Raw genomic sequence first — 23,336 nt, 5'->3', positions numbered from 1 at the left:
CTCGCCGGAGTCCCCGAACGCCCCGTACACCTCCGGAGGCACCATGGCCGTCGCCGCGCCCACCCGCCGCAGAGTCGTCACCACCTTCGCCGCCGCGTTCGCGGGAGCTGTCGCCGTTCCCGCGTACGCCCAGGCCGCCGAGCGGAAGCCCGGGCCGAGCCCGCTGCGCCGCGCGCACGCGCACAACGACTACGCGCACGAGCGCCCCCTGCACGACGCCCTCTCCCACGGCTTCACGAGTGTCGAGGCGGACATCTTCCTCGTCGAGGGGCAGCTCCTCGTCGCCCACGACCCGGTCGACCTCGACCCCTCCCGCACCCTCGAATCGCTCTACCTGGCCCCCCTGGCGGCCCGGATCAGGGCCAACCACGGCCACGTGTACCGGGGGTACCGCCGCCCCGTGCAGCTGCTCGTCGACATCAAGAACGACGGCGCGGCCGCCTACCTCGAACTCCACCGCCAACTGCGCCGTCACCGCCGCATGCTGAGCACGTACACCCACGGCCACGTGCGCCCCGGCGCGGTGACCGCCGTCGTCTCCGGCGACCGGGCCGCCCGCGTCCCCCTGGAGGCGCAGCGGGTGCGCCACGCCTTCTACGACGGGCGGCTCGACGACCTCGCCGCGCCCTCCCCGGCTCCCGCCTCCCTCATCCCGCTGATCAGCAGCAACTGGACGCACAGCTTCACCTGGCAGGGCGCCGGACCGTTCCCCCCGGCCGAGCGGGCGAGACTGCGCGCCATCGTCACGGACGCGCACCGCGGCGGCCGGCGCGTCCGCTTCTGGGCCACGCCCGACCTGCCGGGACCGGCGCGGGAGGCCGTCTGGACCGAGCTGCTCGCCGCGGGCGTGGACCACATCAACACCGACGACCTGGCCGGTCTGGAGCGTTTCCTGCGGAAGCACGACGCGTAGCCGCCCCTCACCATCAGTCAACACCCGTACGGCGGACACGTCTTCCGCCCGGACGGCCCCCGCGCTGCGCCAGACTGACGGCCGAATGCCGCGATTCACGCGCGGCGGAGGAGGTTGACCATGGCCATTTCGATCTCGTTGGTGCTGCTCCTGCTGATTCTCGCGGTGATCTTCCTGCGCAACGGAGGACTGAAGGTCTCGCACGCGGTGGTCTGCGCCCTGCTCGGCTTCTTCCTGGCCGGTACGAGCATGGGGCCGACCATCCAGAACGGGATCGCCGCCACGGCGGACGTGGTGGGCGACCTCAGGCCGTGACGGGGGACCGCGCGCGGGGTGTTGCGCGCGGATGGCAGGGCGATGAAACCGTGCGGGTTTCCATGGACACTTCAAGGAGTCGGCCCTAGCGTCGGGCGGCGGCGCGACCGTCCCCCCTCAAGGAGCCCGATGCCCAGGACCCGCAGAGCGTACGCCCGCGCGCTGGCCCTCGCCCTCGCCCTCGTCGTCCCCGCCGTCCTGCCGTCGGGGGTCGTGCGCGCCGAGGAGATACCCAAGGCGCCCGGCCACCGGCTCGTCAGCGCGTACGAGGGCGAGCCGGCCACCGCGCGGCCGGTCCCCGGCGAAGCGCCCCCTCAGCACCCGTTCCTCGCCCCGAACGGTCGCAGCGGCATGCACGCGGACGCGGCGGGCAGCGGCACCCACCCGTACCCGGGACCGCTGGGACGCGACCCGCAGGTCACCAGCGAGCGCATCGCGGCCCTGGGCGGCGAGTGCGCGACCGCCACCTTCGACGCGGCGGGCCGCCTGATCACCGTCTGCGGCACCTTCCAGGGATTCCGCCTCAAACTGCTGCACCCGCGCACCCTGGCCACCCTCGCCGAGTACAAGCTGCCGCAGCGCTCCTCGACCGTCGAGGCCGTCACCCGCCTCGACTTCGAGAAGATCTTCAAGGACACCTCCGGGGGCGCGTACTTCTACCTCGACAACGAGGACCGGGTGGTGCTCGCCGACTCCCGCCAGCACGTCCTGCGCATCGCGCACGAGCGCACGGCGGACGGCAGCTGGCGCTTCGTCGTCGAGGACGACTGGGATCTCACCGCGCACGTCCCGCACGACTGCGTGACCTGGACCAACCTGAACCCGAGCGGCACCTGCGACCCCGTGACGTCCGTGATGCCCGACTGGCAGGGGCGCGTCTGGTGGGTGACCCGGCTCGGCCGCGTCGGCACGGTCGACCCGCGGACGTCCGCGATCCGCGCGATCCGCCTGGCAGGGGAGGAGATCCAGAACTCCTTCTCGGTCGCCGAGGACGGCGTCTCGATCGTCTCCGACCACGCCCTCTACAGCTTCCGCGCGGACCCCGACGGCACCCCCCGCGTCCAGTGGCGCCAGACGTACGACCGGGGAACGGGCACCAAGCCCGGCTCCGTCAACCAGGGATCGGGCACCACCCCCGACCTGTTCGGCGACGGCTACGTGGCGATCACCGACAACGCCGACGACCGGATGAACGTCCTCGTCTACCGGCGCGGAACGAACGTTCCCGGGAACGACCGGCTCGTCTGCGAGGTGCCCGTCTTCACCTCCGGACGGTCCACCACGGACAATTCCCTCATCAGCTGGGGCAACAGCCTGGTCGTGGAGAACAACTACGGCTACGAGAACCCGTCGTCGCTGCTCCTGGGACGCAGCGTCACGGGCGGCGCCACCCGCATCGACGTGCGCGAGAACGGCAGCGGCTGCGACACCGTCTGGGAGAGCGACGTACGGTCGCCGTCCACCGTCCCGAAGCTCTCCACCGCCAACGGACTGCTCTACTTCTACGCCAAGGAACCGAACAGGCTCGGCATCGACGCCTGGTACCTGACGGCGGTCGACTTCCGTACGGGAAAGATCCGCTGGCGGCAGCTCACCGGAACGGGCCCGGCGTACGACAACAACTGGGCGCCGCTCACCATCGGCCCGGACGGCACCGCGTACGCCGGCGTCTTCAACGGCATCGTCGCGGTGCGCGACCGGGACTGATCCGGCGCGGGCGCCGCGCCCCGCGCCTCACAGCGGGCCCGGCGGCGCGTCGCCGTCCGGCAGCGGCTGCTCCGTCCAGATGACCTTGCCGTCCCCGGTGTACCTGGTGCCCCAGCGGTCGGCGAACTGCGCGACGAGGAAGAGCCCGCGCCCTCCCTCGTCCGTGTTCGCCGCCTGTCGCAGGTGCGGGGAGGTGCTGCTGCCGTCCGCCACCTCGCAGATCAGGCTCCGGTCGCGGATCAGCCGGACGCGGATGGGACCGGCCGCGTAGCGGATGGCGTTGGTGACCAGCTCGCTCAGGATCAGCTCGGTGGTGAACGCCTCCTCGGCCAGCCCCCACTCGGCCAGCTTGCCGGTCACCGAGGCCCGGACCTCCGCCACCGCCGACGGATCGTGCGGCACGTCCCACTCGGCCACCCGGCCGGAGTCCAGTACGCGGGTACGGCTGACGAGCAGCGCGATGTCGTCCCGCTGGCGCGTCGGCAGCAGCGCGCCGAGCACCTCCTCGCAGGTCTCCTCCGGCGTCAGGTCGGCGTGGTCGGCGAGCGTGCGGAGCAGGAGCGCCAGGCCGTCGTCGATGTCCCGGTCCCGGTCCTCGACGAGCCCGTCCGTGTACAGGACCAGCCGGCTGTTCTCCGGCAGCCGAACGTCGAGCGTCTCGAACGGCAGCCCGCCCAGCCCGAGCGGCGGGCCCCCGGGCACATCCGCCAGGACCGTGGTGCCGTCCGGGCGGACGATCGCCGGCTGGAGGTGACCGGCCCGCGCCATGGTGCAGTGCCCGGTCACCGGATCGTAGATCGCGTACAGGCAGGTGGCCCCGGTGACCCCCGCGTCGGCGTCGTCACCGGACTCGTCCTGGTCGATGCGGGCGACCAGCTCGTCGAGGTGCCACAGGAGCTCGTCGGGCGGCAGGTCCAGGGTGGAGAAGTTGTGCACCGCCGTGCGCAGCCGCCCCATCGTGGCGGCTGCGTGGAGCCCGTGGCCCACGACGTCGCCCACCACGAGTGCCACCCGGGCGCCGGGCAGCGGGATGATGTCGAACCAGTCGCCGCCGACGCCGCCGAGCCCGCCGAGTCCCGCCTGCGCGGGCAGGTACCGGTAGGCGACGTCGACGGCGTTCTGCTCCGGCAGGCCCCGGGGCAGCAGGCTGCGTTGCAGCGTCACCGCCATGGTGTGCTCGCGCGTGTAGCGGCGGGCGTTGTCCACGCTCACCGCGGCGCGGGCCACCAGTTCCTCGGCGACGGAGAGGTCCTCCTCCTCGAAGGGCTCCGGCTTCTCCGAGCGCCAGAAGATGGCCAGGCCGAGGATGACGCCGCGGGCGCGCAGCGGCACGGCGATCATCGAGTGGATGCCGTGCTCGACGAGCCGGCGGGCCCGGTCCGGGTCCTGCTCCTGCCAGCCGGTGAAGCTGCCCAGATGCGCCTGGAGGACCGCCTCGCCCTTGCCGAGACTGAAGCCGACCGGTGTGGACGGTACGAAGCGGATCGTCTTGCCGAGCGGATAGAGCGACGTGTCCGCGCCGAGGCCGTGGAATGCCACCCGGCGCAGGTCCACGCCTGTGCCCGTGCCGGTCGCGGTCGGCTCCTCGCTGCGCAGCACGGCCTCCACCAGATCGACCGTGGCGTAGTCGGCGAACCGGGCCGCGGCGAACTCCGTCAGCTCCTCGCACGTGCGCACCACGTCGAGGGTGGTGCCGATCTCCGTTCCGGCGTCGTACAGCAGCTTCAGACGGGCCCGCGCCACGTCCGCCCTGCCGGACAGCGCCTGGAGCTCGGTGGTGTCCCGCAGCGTCGTGACGCTGCCGGCCGGGCCGCCGTGCTGGTCCGTGGTGCGCTGGTTGACGGCGAGCAGACGGTCGCCGACCGGATGCACCTCGTCCGTGACGTCCTGGCCCGACGCCAGCAGCGCGGCGGTCCGCGGGTCGAGCCCCAGTTCGGTGACGTGCAGTCCCTCGACCTCGTTCGGCAGGCCGAGCAGCCGGCGCGCCTCGTCGTTGGCGAGCAGCAGCCGGCCGTCGCCCCCGACGATGAGCACGCCCTCCCGTACGGCGTGCAGGACCGCGTCGTGATGTTCGTACATCCGGGTCATCTCGGCCGGACCGAGGCCGCGCGTCTGGCGGCGCAGCCGCCGGCTCACCAGGGCCGTCCCACCCGTCGCGAGGAGCAGCACCACCGCCGCGGCCCCGAAGAGCAGCGGGATCTGCTCCTCGACCACACCGCTGACCTTCTCGATGGTGATGCCGGCGGACACGACACCGATGACCGAGCCGTCACGGCCGGTGACCGGCACCTGGGCCTGCACGAGGGGGCCGATGGTCCCGGTGATCTTCTCGGTGACGACCCGGCCCTCCAGCGCCGGTTCCAGATCGCCCACGAACTTCTTCCCGATCCGGTCGGGCAGCGGGTGGGTGTAGCGGATGCCGTCGGTGTTCAGTACGACGATGAAATCGACGCCGGAGCGTTTTCGGGCCTCTTCGGCCGGCCCCTGCAGTTCGGCGGTCGGGTCGGGGCTCTCCAGGGCCTCCTCGACGCCGGGTGCGCCGGCGAAGGTCTCGGCCACGGCGACCGAGCGGTTGCGGGCCTCCCGCTCGCTGTCGGACCGGGACTGCAACACCAGCACCGCCATGGCGCTGGCCACGAGCAGCACGACGATCGCCACCTGGAGGAGGAAGACCTGACCAGCGACAGTTCGCATCGGCGAGACCGAGCGCGGGCGGCCGTTGCGTCCGGCCATGACCTCTTTCTACACCTCCCGCATACGCCGGGCGAGCCGCGCGCCGCGAGGGCGACGGCGGCCGGCCGATCCGTTCAGGGGTCACATTCATACCTGTGCGGATGCGCGGGGGACAGAGGGCGGAAGAAAACTCTGGCGACGGGAGTGAACCCGGCCCGGCCTTTTCTCGTCTGAGAGAAGCAGGAAGCATGCGGGGGAAGCGGAGCGGAAGTCGCCGTCAGTGGAATTCCGTTCCCCTTCTTTGACGTGCTCACAGCGGGGCTTCTAATGTAAGCCGGCGTCATAACACCGCGCCTGCGCAGGCTTTTTGACGAGCCGTTGGCTCTTCATAAACCTGTGCTCCGCCGTGGTGTCATTTCACCGAATCGGAGAAAACCCCCCATGCACATTCCATTCTTCCGCCGCCACTTGGGGCGGACGTCCGCCGCGGGTCTGGCGGCCGGCGCCGCTCTCACCCTTTTCATATCGGCCGCGAGTCCCGCGCAGGCGGCCTCGGCGCCGGTGGCGAAGGACGGGGACCGGCCCAGCGCCTACATCATCGGCGGCGTCGAGAAGGCCAACGGCTCGTACCCCTTCATGAGCGCCCTGCTGAACAAGGGCAGGGGCAGCGCCGTGGACCGGCAGTTCTGCGGCGGCAGCCTGCTGACCACGAACGTCGTGCTCACCGCCGCGCACTGCGTCGAGGGCACCAAGGCCAAGACCGTCGAGGTCACCGTCGGCCGCACCGTGCTGTCGAACAAGAAGCAGGGTTCCCTGCGCAACGTGACCGACATCGTCGTCCACCCCCGGTACGCCAAGGGGCAGGAGGCGTACGACATGGCGTTCCTGATGCTGGACAAGCCGGTGCGGGGCACGGCTCCGGTGCTCCTGCCGACCCTCGGCACCGATGCCCTGATCCGGCCGGGCGCCTCGGCCACGGTCGCGGGCTGGGGCAACACCAACACCGAGATCCCGTCGTTCCCCGACCGGCTGCGCGCGGTGAACGTGCCCGTGCTGTCGCACATCGAGTGCAGGGCCGCCTATCCCGGCTACGACAAGGGGGTCAATGTCTGCGCCGGCGTCGAGGGCAAGGACTCCTGCCAGGGCGACAGCGGCGGTCCGCTGTTCCGCAAACTGCCCGGCCGTCAGGGCGTCTACCAGATCGGCATCGTGTCGTACGGCGACGGCTGCGCGGAGCAGGGAGCTCCGGGAGTCTACGCGTACACCGGCTCCGCCAAGCTGTGGAAGACGCTGGACGAGTCCGCCAAGGGCAAGAAGGTCAAGCGGCTGCTCGGGCGCTGACCGGCTGACAGCTGACCCGCTGACCTGACGGCACGCCGACCTGCCGGCCCGTTCGCCGCCCGGCCCCGCCACCCTCGGGGCCGGGCGGCACCGGGCCGCTCAGGCCGCCGCGTGGAACAGGGCCGCCGCCTCGCCCCGCGAGGCGACCCCCAGCTTGGTCAGGATCTTCGCGACGTGGAACTTCACCGTCGACTCGCTGATGTGCAGTTCCTGCGCGATCACCCGGTTGCGGTGCCCGAGCGCGAGCCGCGCCAGCACCTGGAGTTCGCGCGGCCCCAGTGCCCGCAGGGGATCGGCGGAGGCGGGGGCCTCGGGCGTCGCCAGGGGGACGACCGCCGTGACCGTCGTTCCCCAGCCCGGCACCGCGTCCACCTCCAGCCGTCCGCCCAGGACGTCCAGCCGGTCCGCGACGCGCGCGGAGCCCAGATCGCACAAGGACAGCGCGCCCGGCCCGTCGTCGCGCACGGTGGCGCGCAGCTCCTGCTCGGTGATCTGCCAGCCCACCCGTACCCGGGTCGTCGTCTCCTGCTCCAGCACGGTCAGCACCACCGCGCGTACGATCGCCCGCGCCGCGTGGGCCACGTCGGCGGCCACGTGGCGCACGGACTCCGGAGGTGCCAGTTCGAGCCGGACGGAGCTGTGGCGCACCAGGGCGCGCAGCGCGTCCGCGAGCCGGCCGAAGGCATCGTCGGCCCGCTCCTCCGCGACGGCCTTGTCCCGGTCGGCCTCGGCCCGCAGCTCGATGAGCGCCGACACGGCCAGTTCCGTGGCCGTCGCCCGCGCGGCCGTGTCGTCGAGGCGACGGCTGCGCAGCACGCCCAGCAGCCCCGTCAGCGCGGCCGAGTGGGTCTCGCCCAGCTCCGCGATCACCCGGGCCCGGGTGTCGGCGGCGGCGCGGGAACGGGCCAGGGCGCCGGGTGTCGCCTCCGTCGCCAACCGGTCGAAGTGGCTGGTCACCAGCGACCAGAGGGCCTGCGTGACAGCGAGTGCGCCGGCGTCCACCGGCGCGGCGCCGTCCTCGCGCACGAGCACCAGGAGCGCGCCCCTCGGGGTCGCGTCGGTCATCACGGCGACCACCGGCCGCTCGGCCCCGGCGATCCACGCCGTCCCCTGCCAGGGCTCCCCGGGAACACCGGCGAGGAACAGCGGTTCCAGGTCCGCCGCGCCGATCCGCGCGGCCGGGGCCGTGTCACCGGACACCTTGAACGGCGAGTGTGCGCAGTGGGTGGACAGTTCGGCGGCCGCCAGGTGTGGGATTAGCACGGCCAGGACCGCCGACAGCCGCGGCAGGATCTCGCCCAGCGGCTGCCGGACGACGTCGTGACCGGCGGCCAGGGCGGCGAGCGCGGTGGCGTCGGGCGTGAGGGGCCGCGCCGCGGCGTTGGTGCCCGCCGTGGGCAGGAAGGTCACGGACCCGGTCGGTGTCAGCTCCATCCCGTCACCCTAGCCAGGAGCGCGGCCGGCACGGCTGGTCTTTCGGCCAGGTCTCACTGTCCCGAAGGCCTGTCCGTCAGGCCCTTCCGGGGACGCAGGCTGTGGACGTCAGCAGATCGGCGTCAGCAGCGGGGAGTCAGTCGTGGAAGCGATCGTGTACGAGACGTTCGGCGGTCCGGAAGTCCTGCGTCACAGCAGGGTCGGGAAGCCGGAGCCGGGCCCGGGCCAGGTCCGGGTCAAGGTGATGGCGGCGGGGGTGAACCCGGTCGACTACAAGATCCGGTACGGGTGGATGGACGCGTTCTACCCGACGACGCTGCCGGCGGTCCCGGGCCTGGAGTTCGCCGGCGTCGTGGACGCGGTCGGCGAGGGCGTGACCCACACCGGGGCCGGCGCCGAGGTGCTCGGCTGGACCACGACCGGCGCGTACGCCGAGTACGCCCTGGCCGGTGACATCGCCGCCAAGCCCGCCGGCCTGTCCTGGGAGCGGGCGGCGTCCCTCCCGGTGGCGGGCGAGACGGCCCAGCGGGTCCTGGACCTGCTGCGGGTGAAGTCCGGCGAGACGCTGCTGGTGCACGGCGCGGCGGGCGTGGTCGGCTCGGTCGCCGTGCAACTCGCCGTGGCCGCGGGTGTCACGGTCGTCGGCACGGCGTCCGAGGCCAACCACGGCCATCTGCGGGCCCTCGGCGCGACCCCCGTCCGCTACGGCGACGGCCTGGCCGAGCGGGTGCGGCAGGCCGCCCCCCGGGGCGTCGACGCGGTCCTCGACGCGGCCGGCCAGGGCGTACTGCCGCTCTCGATCGAACTGCTCGGCGGCGCCGAACGCGTCGTCACCATCGCCGACCCGAACGCCGCCGACCACGGCGTGGTCTTCTCGGCGGGCGGCACGGAACCCCGGGCCGTCCGCACCGGACTGGCGGAGCACGCCCGCCTCGCCGCCGAAGGTCTGCTGGACGTCCGGATCGCCGAGGTCTTCCCGCTCGCCGACGCGGCCAAGGCGCACGAGCTGAGCGAGGCGGGGCACGCCCGGGGCAAGCTGATCATCAGGCCCTGACGGGGCCCGGCGCGGGACCGCCGCCGCTGACAGCTGCTCCTCAGCGGTCGCCCCCCGAGGGCTCGGGCGTCCAGTCGCCGAGGTAGGCCGCGCGGGTGTGCGCGCGAGCCTCCCCGGCGGTCAGCCGCGGCCGCTCGGCGGGAACGGTGACCCGGGCGCCGGGACCGGTGTTGCGGTACTCCGCGAAGCGCTGGTCCTGCCACGGGTGGGCGTCACGCATGGTGGCGTACGGGGCGTCGGCGTCGATGCCGGGCCCGAGCCAGGTGTCCCGTACGACCAGGGACGGCCACGCGCTGGGATCGGAGGTCGGCACCCAGGGGCGGGCGAGCTTGTACGCCCGGCCGGGCGCCGCGCTGGTGACGCGGCAGTGGACGGCGAGGTACCCGCGCGCGGTGGCCCTCGCCGTCGAGGGGGCGAAGACGAAGCCGTACGGGGTGAAGTCGACGTCCCGGTCCAGGGTGTGCAGGCGGCAGTGGTCGAAGACGGCGGTGGCCCGGCCGAAGACGAAGTCCACGTCGCCCTCGATGTGACAGTGGGCGTAGTACTGGCGGGCCACGGCGTCGAGCGAGCGCGTGTCCGCGTACAGGGTGTCCTGGTGGCCGAGGAAACGGCAGCGGTGGAACGCGCTGCGGTCGCCCAGCACGCGGATCGCGACCGCCTGCGTGCCCGACGTGATGTCGGGGTGCTCGGCCCGCAGCCAGTCGTTGGCGAACGTGATCCGGCGGGCGGAGAAACCGTCGGCCCGGACGAGCGTCGTGGCCGAACCGCCGGTCCCGTACACCGTCCCGTCCGGTTTGAGCGTGCCCGCGGCGTTGTCGTACACGACGACCGTCTCGCGCGGGTCGCTCGCGGCCCCGAGGAGAGTGAGTCCCGTGCGGTCGGCGGGCACGGTCACCGTCTCGCGGTACGTCGCCGGCGCGAGCACGAGGGTCCAACCGTCGCCGGGGGTCGCCGTGACGGCGGCGGACACGGTGGTGTGGTCGCCCCGGCCGTACGGGTCGACGTACAGGGTGCGGGGGCCGAGCCGCCGGGCGGGGGACCCGTAGCGGCCGAACGGGCGCGCGGGCGGGGCGGCGGCGGCAGCCGTCCGGGTGCCGCCGAGGGCGAGCGCCGCGACGGTGGCGGCACGGAGCGCGGCGCGTCGGGTGGGGCGGGGCACGGGCATGCGGAAGCTCCTTCATGGGCACGGGACGACGAGCGCGGGTTCATGAGCGGGTGGGACGAGCCGGGCGGTATGACCTGGACTACGAGCGGGGGATCACGCGTACGGGCGCGGCCCGCCCGGCTGCCGGGGCCGCCCGGGCGGGGCACGAGCCGAACGGACGCGCCCGGATCGGCCGATGACGGCGCATCACCTCAGGTGGTGCGCGCCCGCCCGCCGTGTCACCAGCGCCGGGACGTGGCGCGGCGCGTCGACCCGGGTGCGCAGGACCGGAGTCCAGCCCGCCCCCTCGCGCAGCCGGTCACCCGGGTTGGCCGCGTTGTGCGCGGCCACCAGGTCCACCGCGACGCCGTTGACCCGGTTGCCCTCGGCGGTCACCGGGGCGTCTTTCCACTTCTTCAGGATCTTCCCCGCGTTCACACCCTCCGGCAGTGCGAACGTGTTCTTCTCCGCCACCAGTCGCGATTCCAGACCGATGCCGAAGGTGTACCCGTACCCCCGCGCCGCCACCACGAAGTGGTTGTTGTACGCGTCGACCCGGCCGAAACGCACACGCGGCGCACGCTCGACGACGTGGTGGAAGAGGTTGTGGTGGAGTGTGACCCGCAGCCTGCCCCGGTCGGTCGCGCCGGCGCCGTCACTGTTGCCGATCATCAGGGTCTTGTCGTGGTCGGCGAAGACGTTCCAGGAGACGGTGACGAGGTCGGCGCCCCGGACGATGTCCAGCTCGCCGTCGTGCTGCTGGTACAACCGGCCGTAGTACAGCGGCTGTTCGCTGTCCGGGCGGCGGCCGTCGGTGAACGTGTTGTGGTCGATCCACACGTGCGTCGAGCCGTGCACGACGAGGTTGTCGTACGCGGAGTTCCACGCGCCGCCCTCCCCGTCCGTGGGATCCCACTGCGGGAAGCAGTCGAAGGCGTCCTCGAACGTGAGCCCGCGGACCACGACGTTGTCGGCGTTCTGGATCTGGAGCGAGCCGCCGAGCACCCGCGCGCCCCCGCCCAGGCCCACGATCGTCGTGTTCGACGGGACGTACGCCTTGATCTGCTGCGCCTGCGCGCCGGCCGAGGCGGCACGGGCCTCCTCCTGCGGGCCGGAGGGCGGGGCCTTGCCCCAGGTCGCCGGGTCGTACGCCGCCAGATAGGCGTCCAGGGCGTAACCACCGGTGGCGAAGTCCTCGCAGCTCCGGCCGCCCATGCCGTCGAGCGTGCCCCGCACCCTGATGACCTTGGGGGCGTCCCCGCCGTCCGCGAGGGCCTGCCTGAACGCGTTCCAGGTGGTGACGGTGTACGTGTGCGCCGCGTCGGCACCGGCGCCCCCCGTGGTGCCGCCGTCGGCCGCCGCCCAGCCGTCGTGCGCGGGGAGGACATGGGCGGGGCGTACGGGGGCGTGTGGGGGAGCGGCCGGCGCGGCGGCGAGCAGGCCGGGCGTCAGCGCGGCGGCGGCCAGGGCCATCAGGCGTGCGGGGGATGGGGGTCTGCGCATGTCACGGCTCCTCGTGCCAGGTCAGCCAGGTCAGCCAGGTCTCGGGAATGTGCGCGCCCAGGCGCCGCGTCGCGTGCGCGCCGAGCACCTGTTCGCTTCTCAGCGCACGCACCGTCATCCGCGCCACCTCGATGGCGCCGCGCGGACAGAAGTGGGTGTTGTCCGACACGCCGTCGGGGTAGTTGGGCGACTCGCCCGGCGCCAGCCAGTGGAAGTACTCCTTGCTCGGCTCGGGCCCCAGCTCCTGCCACCGGGCGAGCGAGAGCGCCGCCATGTCCAGCAGCGGTACGCCGTGTTCCGCCGCCAGCGCCCGCACGGCCGCCGGATACGTGCCGTGCGTGGCCACAGCCGTACCGGCCGCGTCGAACCGCCGGCGCTCCACGGACGTCAGCAGCACCGGGCGCGCGCCACACGCCCGCGCCCCGGTGACGTACCGGAGCAGATGCTCCTGGTAGCTCGTCCACGGTTCGGTGAAGCGGGCGGGGTCCGCACGCTTCTGGTCGTTGTGGCCGAACTGGACGAGCAGGAGATCGCCCGGGCGGATCGCCGCCAGAATCGGCGCGAGCCGCCCCTCGTCGATGAAGCTCTTGGAACTGCGGCCGTTCACCGCGTGGTTGGCGACCTCCAGGCGCTCGTGCAGGAAGAAGGGGAGCGCCATGCCCCACCCCGTCTCGGGCGCGGCCGGGACGGACTTGCCGGCGGCGGTGGAGTCCCCGGCGACGAAGACGGTGCGCGCACCGTGCGGCCCTCGGCTCCCCGGGGGTTCCTGGGCGAGCGCCGCGGCCGGCGGGACGCCGGCCGCGGCGAGCGGCAGCGCGGCGGCGGTCGCCGCCAGGGCGCGCCGACGGCTGATCACTTGTTCTGCTGCTTCCACTCGGCCTGGGCCTCGTTCAGGTCGTCGGCGAGCTGGTCCAGGAACGCCTTCGGCGTCGTCCTGCCGAGGAGCACCTTCTGGAACTCGGGCTCGTTGTCGGCCTTGGTGACGGAGTTCCAGTCGGGCAGGTAGTACGGCAGCTGCACGATCTTCGTGCTGCCGTCGGTGAGGGACCGCGCGGCGAGCTTCGTCGGCTCCGACTCGTTGATCCAGGCGTCCTTGGCCGCCTCGGTGTTCGCCGGGATCGCGCCGGCCGCCTCGTTCCACTTGCTGTTCGACGCGTGCGACGCCGCGAACTCGATGAACTTCCACGCCGCCGCCTTGTTCCTGCTCGCCTTGAACAGGCCGAGACCGTCCACCGGATTGGACACCTGGACGCGCACGCCGCCGGGGCCGGTCGGGTTCGGTATTCCGGCGAACTTCTCCTCGCCCAGCGCCTTCACATGGTCCTGGTACGAGCCCAGGTTGTGGCTCAGCATCCCGATCGTGCCGGAGTCCCACTGGGCGACCATCTTGGCGAAGTCGTTGTTGACGTCGGCCTCGGGCGTCGCCTTCTTGTACAGCCGGACGTACTTCTCCAGCGCCGCGACGTTCGCCGGGTCGTTCACCGTGGTCCGGTCGCCCTTCCAGAACGCGGTGATCCCGGACTGCCCGTACATCGCGTCCAGCGCCTGCGCGACCGAACCGGCCCCGCCGCGGATCGTGTACCCGAACGCGTTCTTCTCGGCGTCGGTCAGCTTCCCGGCCGCCGTGTAGAACGCGTCCCACGTCGTCGGCGCCGCCAGCCCCGCCGCCTCGAACAGGTCCGTCCGGTACCAGAGCGTGCCGTTGTTCGCGGACGTCGGCACCGCGTACATCTCGTCCCCGCGCCCGCCGGCGGCCTTGACGCCCTCGACCATCGACTCGACGAGCCTGCCCTTCAGCGCGGAATCCCCGATCCGCTCCCCGACCGGCTCCAGCGCGTTCTGCGCGACGATGCCGGCGAGGTACGCGGTGCCCACGCCGCCCACGTCCGGCAGACCGCCGCCCGCGATCGCCGTGTCGTACTTCGACTGCACGTCGGTGATCGGAATCGGAACGTACGTGACCTCGATGTCCTTGTTCGCCGCCTCGAAGTCCTCGATGATCTCCTTCCACACGGCGGTACGGGGCCCGCCGTTGTTGTCCCAGAAGGTGATCTCGCCCTTGCCCGACCCCTCGTCACCCGTGCTGCCGCTGCCGTCGTCCCCGCAGGCCGCGGCGGTCAGCGCCAGCACGCCGGCCATGACGGCCGCGGCGGCGGTACGCCCCCGTCGGCGCCCGGTGGAAGTCCTCATGTGCTGCTCTTCTCTCTCGGTGTGTGTCATGCGGCTCTCTCCTCGGCATGGGTCGGGTGGGGCTCGGGTCAGGCGTTGATACGGAAGTCGCTGAACAGGGCCGTGCCGGCCGGCCGCGCCCCGGGCGGCGCGGTGGCGAACAGCGCGAGCTGCGCCCCCACCCAGCGCCACGGCACGGCCGCGAAGACCTCCCCGGAGGGGCGGAAACCGTCCCCCGTGTCGGCGGAGAACCGGCAGCGCGCCCCTGCCGAGACCTCGATCCGCAGCCGTACCCGGCCCGTGCCGGGCACCGGCCGGCTGTACGCCGCGTCGCGTTCCCTCTCGGCCGCCTCCTCGGCGTACCGGTGCACCAGCCGTACGCCGCCGTCGGCCTTCCGTTCCAGGCCGATCCAGGAGAAGGCGTCGCCCAGCACGGCGAACCCGGCCTTCGCCCCGGACGCCCGGCTCCTGAGCGCCAGGCCGACGGTCGCGGTGAACCCCGGGGCCGCGAACCGCTGGACCAGCACGTTCGCCACGGTGCGCAGGTCGTGGGCGTGGCCGGTCCGTACACAGGTCGCCAGCAGCCCGTCCCCGGAGTGCGGCACGGTCCATCCGGTTCCGGGGCCGGCCGTCCACTGCCACTGCCGCCCGTGGCGGCCGCCGGGGAAACGGTCGTCGGCGACCGGGGCCGTGACGGGCTGCGGCGGAAGGTCCGGCTTGGGGTGTACCGACACGGGCTCGCCCGCGTCACCGATCACCGGCCATCCGGCGTCGTCCCAGCGCATCGGCTGAAGGTGCACCACCCGCCCGTACGCCCCACGTGCCTGGAAGTGCAGGAACCAGTCCTGCCCGGCCGGCGTCCGCACCCAGCCGCCCTGGTGCGGCCCGTTGACGTCGGTCTCGCCCTGCCGCAGGACCACCTTCTCCTCGTACGGGCCGAAGAACTCCCGCGACCGCAGCGCCCCCTGCCAGCCGGTCTCGACCCCGCCGGCCGGCGCGAAGACCCAGAACCAGCCGTCGTGCCGGTACAGCTTCGGGCCCTCCAGGGTGAACCAGCCGGGGATCAGATCCCCGTCGACGATCACCTTGCCCCCGTCGAGCAGGGTGCGTCCGTCCGGACTCATCCGATGGCCGGTCAACCGGTTCTTCACCCCGGAGCGGGACTTGGCCCAGGCGTGCACGAGGTACGCCTCGCCGCTCTCCCCGTCCCACAGCGGACACGGGTCGATCAGCCCCTTTCCCGCTTTGAGCAGGTGCGGCCGCGTCCACGGTCCCCGGATGTCCGGCGCGCTGATCTGGTGGACGCCCTGGTCCGGGTCGCCCCAGAAGATCCAGAACCGGCCGCCGCTGTGCCGCAGCGACGGCGCCCACACCCCGCCGTCGTGCCGGGGCGCCGCCGGCTCGCCGTCGGTCGCCGGGTGGTGCAGGGCGTGGCCGATCAGCGACCAGTTCACGAGATCGCGCGAGTGCAGCAGCGGCAGCCCGGGCCTCCGGCCGAAGCTGGACGCGGTGAGGTAGTAGTCCTCGCCCACCCGCACCACGTCCGGATCGGACCAGTCGCCGGCGAGCACCGGATTGCGGTACGTGCCGTCCCCGAGGTCCGCGGTCCAGGCCCGGCTCACGCGCCCACCGCCCTGCGCACGTACGCCGCCGCCGCGCCCCGGCCCAGGGCGCCGTCGGCGACGACCGTCACCAGGCGCCGTACGACCGTCTCCCCGGCCGCGAGGGGCAGCCGCCGCTCCCAGGCGAGCGCCGAGCCCACCCCCGGATACGCTCCGGTCCGTACGAACCAGGGGTCGCACCGGGTCCGCGCGGTCGCCCCGGCGAAGACCAGCGTCCAGCCGTCGCCGGTCAGGCCGAGCCAGTCGGCCGTACGGCCGTGCACCGCCGCCTCGCCCCTCTCCGCAGCGGTGAACGCGAGCGGCGCCGTGGCCTGCCGGGGAGCCCGCCAGAAGAAGCCGCCGTACCCCGCGCCCGCCCGGCCGTTGGTGGCCGGGCTGCCGATCGACAGGTCTCCGCCCGAGGTGTTGGTGAGCGAGAACGTGAAGTCCAGTGCCCAGGCGGTGGTGTCCAGCGCGACGGCGGCGACCGTGCGGTGCTCGCGCAGCAGTTCGGCCGCGCCGTCCGGGCCGGCCCGCCAGCTCAGCTCCTCCACGAAGCCGTCCGGGTCGCGCAGCTTCCACCCCCGGTGCGCCTGGACGCCGTGGTTGTCGAGCTCCACGGGCCCCCGGTCGCGTACGTAGGTCCGCCCGCCCCAGAAGTTGGCGCCCGCCACGTCGGGCACGGCGATCCCCGCCCCCAGGTGATGGAGGTGGTCGGCGGGCATCTCCTCGGTGACCGGCACGCCGCCGAGCGTCGAGACGGGATGCAGGTACGGGCGCGCCGGGAGTCCGGCGCCGAGGGCCGGAGCGAAGGTGTAGCGGCCGACGGAACGTCCCGAACAGCGCAGGGTCAGTGTGGAGTTCACGGGGTACTCACCTCGGTGGCGGGCGCCCAGGGGACGCCCAGTTCGGAGAAGAGGGTCAAGGTCTCGGCGCTCGCGGCGACCACGTCGTCCACGCCGGACACGATCCGGCGCGGCGCCTGCGCGTCCCCGGGCGCGGCGCGCCAGGCGGATTCGGGGAGCGCCACCGGGTCGGGAGCGAGCCGGACCGCTTCGACGACCCGCATGAACGCGCCGGTGAGTTCCGGCGGCACCAGGAGCGGGCTGTGCCCGGACAGGTGGCGGATCAGGTTCTCCAGCAGATCCGTCCTGCCGTGCACCTCCTCGCGCGGACCGTGGCCGGAGCGCTGCACCAGCACCCGGTCCTGCCGGTACCAGAAGGTGATCCGCCCCAACGCGCCGTGGGCGACGACGTACGGCTCGGCGGTCCGCTCGGCGCAGAGAGTCGCGGCGACGGTGACGGGGACACCGCCGGCCGTCGTGATCCGTACACAGGAGGTGTCGTCGGACTCGATGTCATGGGCGCGGAACAGCTCCGTCTCGATGCCCGCCACGTCACCGGCCCGCGAACCGCCCACCACGGCGAGGGCGGTGGCGACCGCGTGCGCCAGGGGGTTGGTCAGCGCCCCGTCCACCACGTCGACCGCCCCGATGCGGCGGCGGCCCGACCAGGGGGCACGGGCGAAGTACGCGCTGTCCCGCACCCAGCCCCCGGCGGCGCCGACGCCGCGCAGGTCGCCGATGGCGCCCTCGGCGATCAGGGCGCGGATCGCGGGGAGGGCGTGCGAGCCGAGGGACTGGAAGCCGACCTGGCAGACGGCGCCGGCCGCCCGTACCCCTTCCGTCAGCCGCTCGAACTGAGCGAACGACGGCGCGGGCGGCTTCTCCAGCAGCAGGTGCACCCCGCGCGCGGCGGCCGTCAGCGCCAGGTCGGTGTGCGTGTGGATCGGCGTGCAGATGATCGCGACGCGGGCGCCCGTGGCGTCCAGCAGGGCGCCGAAGTCCGCCGACTGCGGCGGCCGGCCGAAACCTTCCAGCTCTTCGGCGTCCAACGGCCGCAGTTCGCAGATCCCGGCGAGCCGGGCGAGCCCCAGCTGTTCGAGACGCCGGACGTTGTGCAGATGGGAGCGGCCGTGTCCGCGCGCGCCGGCCAGTACGACGGGCAGGGTCATCCCTTCACCGCCCCCGCGCTGAAGCCGGTGATCAGCCACTTCTGGATGAAGGCGAAGACGATCACGACCGGTACGGCGGCGATGACCCCGCCGGCGGCCAGCGCCCCCAGGTCGACACTGTCCGCGCCGATCAGCGTGTTGAGCCCGACCGGGATCGTCTGTTTGTCCTGCTCGCTGAGGAACATCAGGGCGAACAGGAAGTGGTTCCAGCTGTGCACGAACGCGAAGGAGCCGACGGCGATCAGGCCCGGCCGCAGCAGCGGCAGCACCACGGCGCAGAACGCCCGGAAGCGCGAGCAGCCGTCCACCCAGGCGGCCTCTTCGAGGGAGACCGGCACGTTCTTGATGAAACCGCTGATCAGGATGATGGACAGCGGGAGCTGGAAGACGGTCTCCGCGATGATCACGCTGCCCAGCGAGTTGATCAGCTGGAGGTTCCTGAAGATCTCGAAGAGCGGTACGAGCATCAGCGCGCCCGGGATGAACTGCGAGCACAGCAGGGCCAGCATGAAGGCGTTCTTGATCCGGAACTCGAACCGCGCCAGCGCGTAACCGCCCGCCAGGGCGATCCCGGTCGTCATCACCAGCGTCGCGACGCCGACGGTCATGCTGTTCTGGAAGAACATCCCGAAGCTGCGCTCGTGCCAGACCTTCCCGAAGTGCTCGCCTGTCAGCGGCCAGGGCACCAGCGCGGTGGACCCGGCGGGCCGCAGCGCGAAGAGCAGCATCCAGTAGAACGGGACGAGCGTGAAGAGCAGGTAGAGGGTCAGGGGCAGGTAGATCTGCCAGCGGGGTACGTCGTCGAAGGCCCGCTCCCGCCGGAAGCGGCGGGTCCGAGTTCCCCGGCCCGGCGGGGCGGGGGCGCCGGTAGCGGGCGGCGGCGCGGCGACGGAGTCCTTCTCCGCGAGTGCTGCGGTCACTTGGAGTCGCCTCCGAACTTGCTCAGGCGCAGATAGAGGATCGAGCAGAAGAGGAGGATCACGAAGGCGACCGTGGTCAGCGCGGAGGCGTAGCCGAAGTCGTGGCCCTCGATGCCGGTGTTGGCGACGTACAGGGGCAGCGTGGTCGTGACACCGGCCGGTCCGCCGCCCGTGAGGGTGTAGAGCAGGTCGACGTTGTTGAACTCCCACACCCCGCGCAGCAGCGTGGCCAGGACGATCGCGTCCCGCAGGTGCGGCAGCGTGATGTGGAGGAACTGCCGTGCCCGGCCGGCCCCGTCGACGGAGGCGGCCTCGTACAGCTCCTTCGGAACGGACTGCAGATCGGCGAGGATGAGGATCGCGAAGAAGGGGACACCGCGCCAGAGCTCGGCCAGCACCGCGGCCCAGAAGACGGTGCCGGTGTCGGAGAGGACCGAGGTGCCGTACGAGCCGATGCCCGCGTCGGCCAGATAGCGGCTGATGCCGGTGGACGGGTTGTAGAGCAGCATCCAGATGGTGGTGGTCAGCACCCCGGACACGGCCCACGGCGAGAAGACCATCGCCCGCGCCACGCCGCGCCCGACGAAGGTCTGGTTGACCAGCAGCGCCAGGACAAGCCCGAGGGCGAGTTGCAGGCTCACCTGGACGACGACCCAGCGGGCGCTGAAGCCGAGGGTGGTCCAGAACTGCGGGTCGTCGGTGAAGATCCGTACGAAGTTGTCGAAGCCGGCGAAGCCGTCGCGCCACGGCTTGGTGACGTTGTAGTTCCGCAGGCTGTAGTAGAAGACGCTGATGACCGGATAGGCGATGAAACCCAGCATCAGCAGGCCGGCGGGGGCGATGAGCAGGTACGGGAGGCGGCGCGGCGGTGCTCCCGCGCGGCGACCCGGCGCCCTGGGCGCTCTGGCCACGGCTGAGGCCATGACTGCTTCTCCGTTCTCGTGCGTGCTCGTGCGGTGCCGTACGGAAGTGAAGCGCTTTCCAGACGGTGTTCGGGATCTCGGACAGGGGGAAGGAGGTGAAGAGGCGAGGGCCGGTCAGCCCGCGTAGGGGTCGGGCACTGCGCCCGGCCGTGACAGGAACGCGAAGTCGCACCCGGTGTCGGCCTGCGTGATCTGCTCGCCGTACAGCGCGCCGTAGCCCCGCTCGTACTTCGCCGGCGGCGGTGACCACGCGGCCCGGCGGCGCTCCAGCTCGTCGTCCGGCACGTCGAGGCGCAGGGACCGGGCGGGCACGTCGAGACTGATCGTGTCCCCGGTCCGTACGAGGGCGAGCGGCCCGCCGACGTACGACTCGGGCGCCACGTGCAGCACGCAGGTGCCGTAACTGGTGCCGCTCATCCGGGCGTCGGAGATCCGCACCATGTCCCGCACGCCCTCCTTGAGCAGGTGGTCGGGGATCGGCAGCATCCCGTACTCGGGCATCCCGGGGCCGCCCTTGGGGCCCGCGTTGCGCAGGACGAGCACCGTGTCGGCGGTGATGCCGAGACCGGGGTCGTTGATGGTGCGCTGCATGGTCCGGTAGTCGTCGAACACGACGGCGGGCCCGGTGTGCCGGAGCAGGTGCGGCTCGGCGGCGATGTGCTTGATCACCGCCCCGTCCGGGCAGAGGTTGCCGCGCAGGACCGCGACCCCGCCCTCGTCCGCGAGCGGCCGCGAACGCGGTCTGATGACCTCGGTGTTGTGCACCCGCGCCCCGGCGAGCTGCTCGCGCAGCGAGTCGTGCGCCACGGTGGGCCGGTCCAGATGCAGCACGTCCGTCAGCCGCGACAGGAACGCCGGAAGCCCGCCCGCGAAGTGGAAGTCCTCCATCAGGTACTGGCCGCCGGGCCGCAGGTCGGCCAGCACCGGAACCGTGCGCGCGATCCGGTCGAAGTCGTCGAGGGCCAGCGGTACGCCCGAGCGCCCCGCCATCGCGATCAGGTGGATCACGGCGTTGGTCGAACCGCCGAGCGCCAGCACGGTAGCGACAGCATCCTCGTACGCGGGCCGGGTCAGGATCCGCGAAAGCCTGAGGTCGCGGTGGACGAGGCCGACGATCCGGCGCCCCGAGGCCGCGGCCATCCGGTCGTGCCCGGAGTCCACGGCCGGGATCGAGGAGGCCCCCGGCATGGTCACCCCCAGGGCCTCGGCCGCGGCGGTCAGGGTCGAGGCCGTGCCCATGGTCATGCAGGTGCCGGGGGAGCGGGCGAGGCCGTTCTCCAGCTCGGCGAGTTCGGCGTCGCCGATCAGGCCCGCCCGCCGGTCGTCCCAGTACTTCCACATGTCCGTGCCGGAGCCCAGCACCTGGTCGCGCCAGTGGCCCGGCAGCATCGGCCCCGCGGGCACGAAAACGGCCGGCAGGTCGACGGACGCGGCGCCCATCAGCAGGGCGGGCGTCGACTTGTCGCAGCCCCCGAGCAGCACGGCCCCGTCGACGGGGTAGGAGCGCAGCAGCTCCTCCGTCTCCATGGCCAGCATGTTCCGGTAGAGCATCGGAGTGGGCTTCTGGAACGTCTCGGAGAGGGTGGAGACCGGGAATTCGAGCGGGAAGCCCCCGGCCTGCCACACCCCGCGCTTCACCGCCTGCGCGCGCTCCCGCAGGTGGACATGGCACGGATTGATGTCCGACCAGGTGTTGAGAACCGCGATGACGGGCTTGCCCAGGTGCTCCTCGGGGAGGTACCCGAGCTGGCGGGTGCGGGCGCGGTGGCTGAACGACCTCAGGCCGTCGGTCCCGTACCACTGGTGGCTGCGCAGACTCCCGGGGTCCCTCACGCCGACCACCCGGCTGTCAGCGCCGCGATCGCGCCGCGCCGCTCCCCGGGCAGCACACGGCTCGGGGCGCGGACGTCGCGGCGGCACAGGCCGAGGGAGGCCAGCGCCTCCTTCACCACCGAGACGTTGTCGGCCGACCGGTGGGCCGCCCGCAACTCCTCGAAGGCGCGGATCTGTTCCCAGGTCTTCATGGCGGCGGGGTAGTCCCCGGCGCGCAGCGCGTCGAGCATCCCCAGCGAGACGGACGGCGAGACGTTGACCAGCCCCGAGGTGAAGCCGGTGGCACCGACCGCGAAGTACGCGGGTGCGTACAGCTCGGCCAGCCCGGCGACCCACACGAACCGGTCCAGGCCCGCGTCCCGGGCGAAGGCGGCGAAGCGTGCCGCGTCCGGGACGGCGTACTTCACCCCGATCACGTTCGGGCAGGACTCGCCCAGCGCCGCCAGGCTCCGCGCGCTCAGCAGCGGATCGCGGACGTACGGTACGACGCCGAGACCGGGGACGGCGCCGGCGACGGCGCGATGGTAGTCGGCCCAGCCGTCCTGTGAGACGTACGGATGCACCGGCTGATGCACCATCAGCATCTGGGCCCCCGCGTCGCGGGCGTGCTCCGCGTCGGCGACGGCCGTCGGCACGTCGTGCCCCACGCCGACGACGACAGTGGCGCGGCCGGAGGCCTCCTCGACAGTCAGCTCGGTGACCGCGCGGCGCTCCTCGGGGGTCAGCGCGTAGAACTCGCCGGTGTTCCCGTTCGGCGTCAGGGTCCGTACGCCGCCGTCCAGCAGCCGGCGGAGCAGGGCGCGGTGGGCGGCGGTGTCGAGCGAGCCGTCGGCGGCGAACGGCGTCACCGGGATCGCCACGACGTCGGCGAGGGCGTGGCGCTGACCGGAGAAGTCGGCGCTGGTCATACGGGGTCCCCTTCCGGGAAGGCGCGCTGGACGAAGTCGGCGATGTGGGCGTGCAGGGCGCGGGCGGCTCCGTCCGCGTCGCCGTCGAGCGCGAGCCGCAGGATCACGAGGTGCTCGGCCGCCTCCCGCTGCCAGGAGGGGACGGCGGCCCAGGCCACGGTGGAGACCAGGGCCGCCTGGTCGCGTACCTCGTCCAGCATCCTGGCGAGCAGCGGATTGCCACACGGCAGGTACAGCGCGCGGTGGAACGCCCGGTTCGCCAGCGACCGTTCGGCCTGGTCGGTGGCCTCCTCGGCCCGGATCAGGGCCTCGCGGGCGCCGTCGAGGGAGGCCCGTGAGGCGATGGTGCGGCGCAGGGCCTCCGGTTCGAGCAGCAGCCGTACGTCGTAGACCTCGCGGGCCATGGCGGCGTCGACCGTCCGTACCGTGACGCCCTTGTACTGGTTCATCACGACCAGGCCGGTCCCCGCGAGGGTCTTGAGCGCCTCGCGCACCGGAGTCTTGGACACGCCGAACCGGGCGGCGAGTTCCGTCTCGACCAGGGGCTGCCCCGGGCTGAGGCCGCCGGTGAGGATGGCGTGCTTGATCGCTTCCAGCACGTACTGCGTGCGGGAGGGGATCGGACTCGGAGCGAAAGCCATGGGGACTCACATATCTCGCGTATCACGTCTCATATATGACGTACGAAGTACGACGCGATGAAGCTAAGTCCGCGCCCCTGCGGCGTCAATGCCTGCGACACGACAACTTCAGTCGTCCGTCGCCGAGTTGAGCGCCGCGGGGCGGCTGTTCGAGGTGCCGGACGCGGAAATCGACCCGTACCGTCCCAGGGGTGGTGTGTGCGGCGGAGCCCGGTTACCGTCTCGGCTGCACAGAGTCCCGTA

The 23,336-nt window shown here is 72.6% G+C and carries 19 protein-coding genes; 5 read left to right on the top strand and 14 right to left on the bottom strand.

The annotated features are described in order from the left end of the window. The first annotated feature begins 43 nt into the window (after positions 1-43). The 3 genes from IE185_RS10460 to IE185_RS10450 all read left to right on the top strand — a co-directional run bounded on the left by IE185_RS10460 (position 44) and on the right by IE185_RS10450 (position 2,935). Positions 44-913 carry a phosphatidylinositol-specific phospholipase C/glycerophosphodiester phosphodiesterase family protein gene (locus IE185_RS10460; RefSeq protein WP_138905875.1) on the top strand — a complete coding sequence of 290 codons (870 nt, stop codon included), beginning with the start codon at positions 44-46 and terminating at the stop codon, positions 911-913. A 120-nt stretch (positions 914-1,033) separates the two neighbouring features. After that, positions 1,034-1,228, top strand: coding sequence for a hypothetical protein (locus IE185_RS10455; RefSeq protein ID WP_138896684.1), 195 nt, complete (start codon positions 1,034-1,036; stop codon positions 1,226-1,228). A gap of 129 nt (positions 1,229-1,357) precedes the next feature. Further along, positions 1,358-2,935 carry a hypothetical protein gene (locus IE185_RS10450; protein WP_138896685.1) on the top strand — a complete coding sequence of 526 codons (1,578 nt, stop codon included), beginning with the start codon at positions 1,358-1,360 and terminating at the stop codon, positions 2,933-2,935. Between the two features lie 27 nt (positions 2,936-2,962). Here the strand turns inward: IE185_RS10450 and IE185_RS10445 are convergent, their stop codons facing one another. Further along, positions 2,963-5,668: a SpoIIE family protein phosphatase gene (locus IE185_RS10445; RefSeq protein ID WP_138896686.1), complete on the bottom strand. Its 2,706-nt coding sequence runs from the start codon at positions 5,666-5,668 to the stop codon at positions 2,963-2,965. A 381-nt stretch (positions 5,669-6,049) separates the two neighbouring features. On the opposite strand from IE185_RS10445, the gene IE185_RS10440 reads away from it, so the two are divergent. Next, positions 6,050-6,949 (top strand): S1 family peptidase, encoded by a 900-nt coding sequence (locus IE185_RS10440; protein ID WP_138896687.1) that lies wholly within the window; start codon positions 6,050-6,052, stop codon positions 6,947-6,949. Positions 6,950-7,048: 99 nt separating this feature from the next. Here IE185_RS10440 and IE185_RS10435 read toward each other — a convergent pair whose 3' ends face one another. Then, entirely contained in the window at positions 7,049-8,383 is a 1,335-nt protein-coding gene (locus tag IE185_RS10435; protein WP_138896688.1) for a helix-turn-helix transcriptional regulator, read from the bottom strand. Positions 8,384-8,525: 142 nt separating this feature from the next. Here IE185_RS10435 and IE185_RS10430 point away from each other — a divergent pair, with 142 nt between their 5' ends. Next, the gene (locus tag IE185_RS10430) at positions 8,526-9,437 is read left to right on the top strand and encodes an NADP-dependent oxidoreductase (protein ID WP_138896689.1); all 912 of its coding nucleotides are present in this window, start codon (positions 8,526-8,528) and stop codon (positions 9,435-9,437) included. A 40-nt stretch (positions 9,438-9,477) separates the two neighbouring features. On the opposite strand, the gene IE185_RS10425 is transcribed toward IE185_RS10430, so the two are convergent. The 12 genes from IE185_RS10425 to IE185_RS10370 all read right to left on the bottom strand — a co-directional run bounded on the left by IE185_RS10425 (position 9,478) and on the right by IE185_RS10370 (position 23,093). Continuing rightward, a complete protein-coding gene (locus IE185_RS10425) occupies positions 9,478-10,602 on the bottom strand; it encodes a pectinesterase family protein (protein ID WP_189715024.1) in 1,125 nt (374 codons plus the stop codon). A gap of 186 nt (positions 10,603-10,788) precedes the next feature. Further along, the gene (locus IE185_RS10420) at positions 10,789-12,084 is read right to left on the bottom strand and encodes a pectate lyase family protein (RefSeq protein WP_189715022.1); all 1,296 of its coding nucleotides are present in this window, start codon (positions 12,082-12,084) and stop codon (positions 10,789-10,791) included. A 1-nt stretch (position 12,085) separates the two neighbouring features. Further along, positions 12,086-12,940 carry a rhamnogalacturonan acetylesterase gene (locus tag IE185_RS10415; protein ID WP_138894974.1) on the bottom strand — a complete coding sequence of 285 codons (855 nt, stop codon included), beginning with the start codon at positions 12,938-12,940 and terminating at the stop codon, positions 12,086-12,088. Continuing rightward, complete coding sequence (locus tag IE185_RS10410) at positions 12,937-14,274, bottom strand: ABC transporter substrate-binding protein (protein WP_138894976.1); 1,338 nt, start codon at positions 14,272-14,274, stop codon at positions 12,937-12,939. Before IE185_RS10410 ends, IE185_RS10415 begins: the two co-directional genes overlap by 4 nt. Positions 14,275-14,342: 68 nt before the next feature. Continuing rightward, positions 14,343-15,875, bottom strand: a complete 1,533-nt coding sequence (locus IE185_RS10405; protein WP_138894973.1) for a glycoside hydrolase family 43 protein — start codon at positions 15,873-15,875, stop codon at positions 14,343-14,345. Next, positions 15,872-16,720, bottom strand: coding sequence for a DUF6807 domain-containing protein (locus IE185_RS10400; RefSeq protein WP_138894972.1), 849 nt, complete (start codon positions 16,718-16,720; stop codon positions 15,872-15,874). Before IE185_RS10400 ends, IE185_RS10405 begins: the two co-directional genes overlap by 4 nt. Continuing rightward, on the bottom strand, positions 16,717-17,868 hold the full coding sequence (locus IE185_RS10395; protein WP_138894971.1) for a Gfo/Idh/MocA family protein: 1,152 nt from the start codon (positions 17,866-17,868) through the stop codon (positions 16,717-16,719). The genes IE185_RS10400 and IE185_RS10395 overlap by 4 nt, the downstream gene beginning before the upstream one ends. Further along, the gene (locus tag IE185_RS10390) at positions 17,865-18,788 is read right to left on the bottom strand and encodes a carbohydrate ABC transporter permease (RefSeq protein ID WP_138894970.1); all 924 of its coding nucleotides are present in this window, start codon (positions 18,786-18,788) and stop codon (positions 17,865-17,867) included. The genes IE185_RS10395 and IE185_RS10390 overlap by 4 nt, the downstream gene beginning before the upstream one ends. Next, positions 18,785-19,711, bottom strand: a complete 927-nt coding sequence (locus tag IE185_RS10385) for a carbohydrate ABC transporter permease (RefSeq protein WP_138894969.1) — start codon at positions 19,709-19,711, stop codon at positions 18,785-18,787. The genes IE185_RS10390 and IE185_RS10385 overlap by 4 nt, the downstream gene beginning before the upstream one ends. 114 nt (positions 19,712-19,825) lie before the next feature. Further along, entirely contained in the window at positions 19,826-21,553 is a 1,728-nt protein-coding gene (araD, locus tag IE185_RS10380) for an L-arabinonate dehydratase (RefSeq protein WP_138894968.1), read from the bottom strand. Beyond that, positions 21,541-22,452 carry a dihydrodipicolinate synthase family protein gene (locus tag IE185_RS10375; protein WP_138894967.1) on the bottom strand — a complete coding sequence of 304 codons (912 nt, stop codon included), beginning with the start codon at positions 22,450-22,452 and terminating at the stop codon, positions 21,541-21,543. The genes araD and IE185_RS10375 overlap by 13 nt, the downstream gene beginning before the upstream one ends. Further along, positions 22,449-23,093, bottom strand: a complete 645-nt coding sequence (locus IE185_RS10370; protein ID WP_138894966.1) for a GntR family transcriptional regulator — start codon at positions 23,091-23,093, stop codon at positions 22,449-22,451. The genes IE185_RS10375 and IE185_RS10370 overlap by 4 nt, the downstream gene beginning before the upstream one ends. Between the last annotated feature and the right edge of the window lie 243 nt (positions 23,094-23,336).

This window comes from Streptomyces chryseus (assembly GCF_014650755.1).
In the GTDB taxonomy this organism is placed as follows: domain Bacteria; phylum Actinomycetota; class Actinomycetes; order Streptomycetales; family Streptomycetaceae; genus Streptomyces; species Streptomyces chryseus.
Note: the sequence above shows the minus strand (reverse complement) of the source record. Positions and strands in the feature narration are given on the sequence as shown.

Bases quoted from the DNA above. Each gene is read 5' to 3' on its own strand.
- IE185_RS10460 (WP_138905875.1), top strand. From the start codon at position 44: ATGGCCGTCGCCGCGCCCACCCGCCGCAGAGTCGTCACCACCTTCGCC.
- IE185_RS10455 (WP_138896684.1), top strand. From the start codon at position 1,034: ATGGCCATTTCGATCTCGTTGGTGCTGCTCCTGCTGATTCTCGCGGTG.
- IE185_RS10450 (WP_138896685.1), top strand. From the start codon at position 1,358: ATGCCCAGGACCCGCAGAGCGTACGCCCGCGCGCTGGCCCTCGCCCTC.
- IE185_RS10445 (WP_138896686.1), bottom strand. From the start codon at position 5,668: ATGGCCGGACGCAACGGCCGCCCGCGCTCGGTCTCGCCGATGCGAACT.
- IE185_RS10440 (WP_138896687.1), top strand. From the start codon at position 6,050: ATGCACATTCCATTCTTCCGCCGCCACTTGGGGCGGACGTCCGCCGCG.
- IE185_RS10435 (WP_138896688.1), bottom strand. From the start codon at position 8,383: ATGGAGCTGACACCGACCGGGTCCGTGACCTTCCTGCCCACGGCGGGC.
- IE185_RS10425 (WP_189715024.1), bottom strand. From the start codon at position 10,602: ATGCCCGTGCCCCGCCCCACCCGACGCGCCGCGCTCCGTGCCGCCACC.
- IE185_RS10420 (WP_189715022.1), bottom strand. From the start codon at position 12,084: ATGCGCAGACCCCCATCCCCCGCACGCCTGATGGCCCTGGCCGCCGCC.
- IE185_RS10410 (WP_138894976.1), bottom strand. From the start codon at position 14,274: ATGAGGACTTCCACCGGGCGCCGACGGGGGCGTACCGCCGCCGCGGCC.
- IE185_RS10395 (WP_138894971.1), bottom strand. From the start codon at position 17,868: ATGACCCTGCCCGTCGTACTGGCCGGCGCGCGCGGACACGGCCGCTCC.
- IE185_RS10385 (WP_138894969.1), bottom strand. From the start codon at position 19,711: ATGGCCTCAGCCGTGGCCAGAGCGCCCAGGGCGCCGGGTCGCCGCGCG.
- IE185_RS10375 (WP_138894967.1), bottom strand. From the start codon at position 22,452: ATGACCAGCGCCGACTTCTCCGGTCAGCGCCACGCCCTCGCCGACGTC.
- IE185_RS10370 (WP_138894966.1), bottom strand. From the start codon at position 23,093: ATGGCTTTCGCTCCGAGTCCGATCCCCTCCCGCACGCAGTACGTGCTG.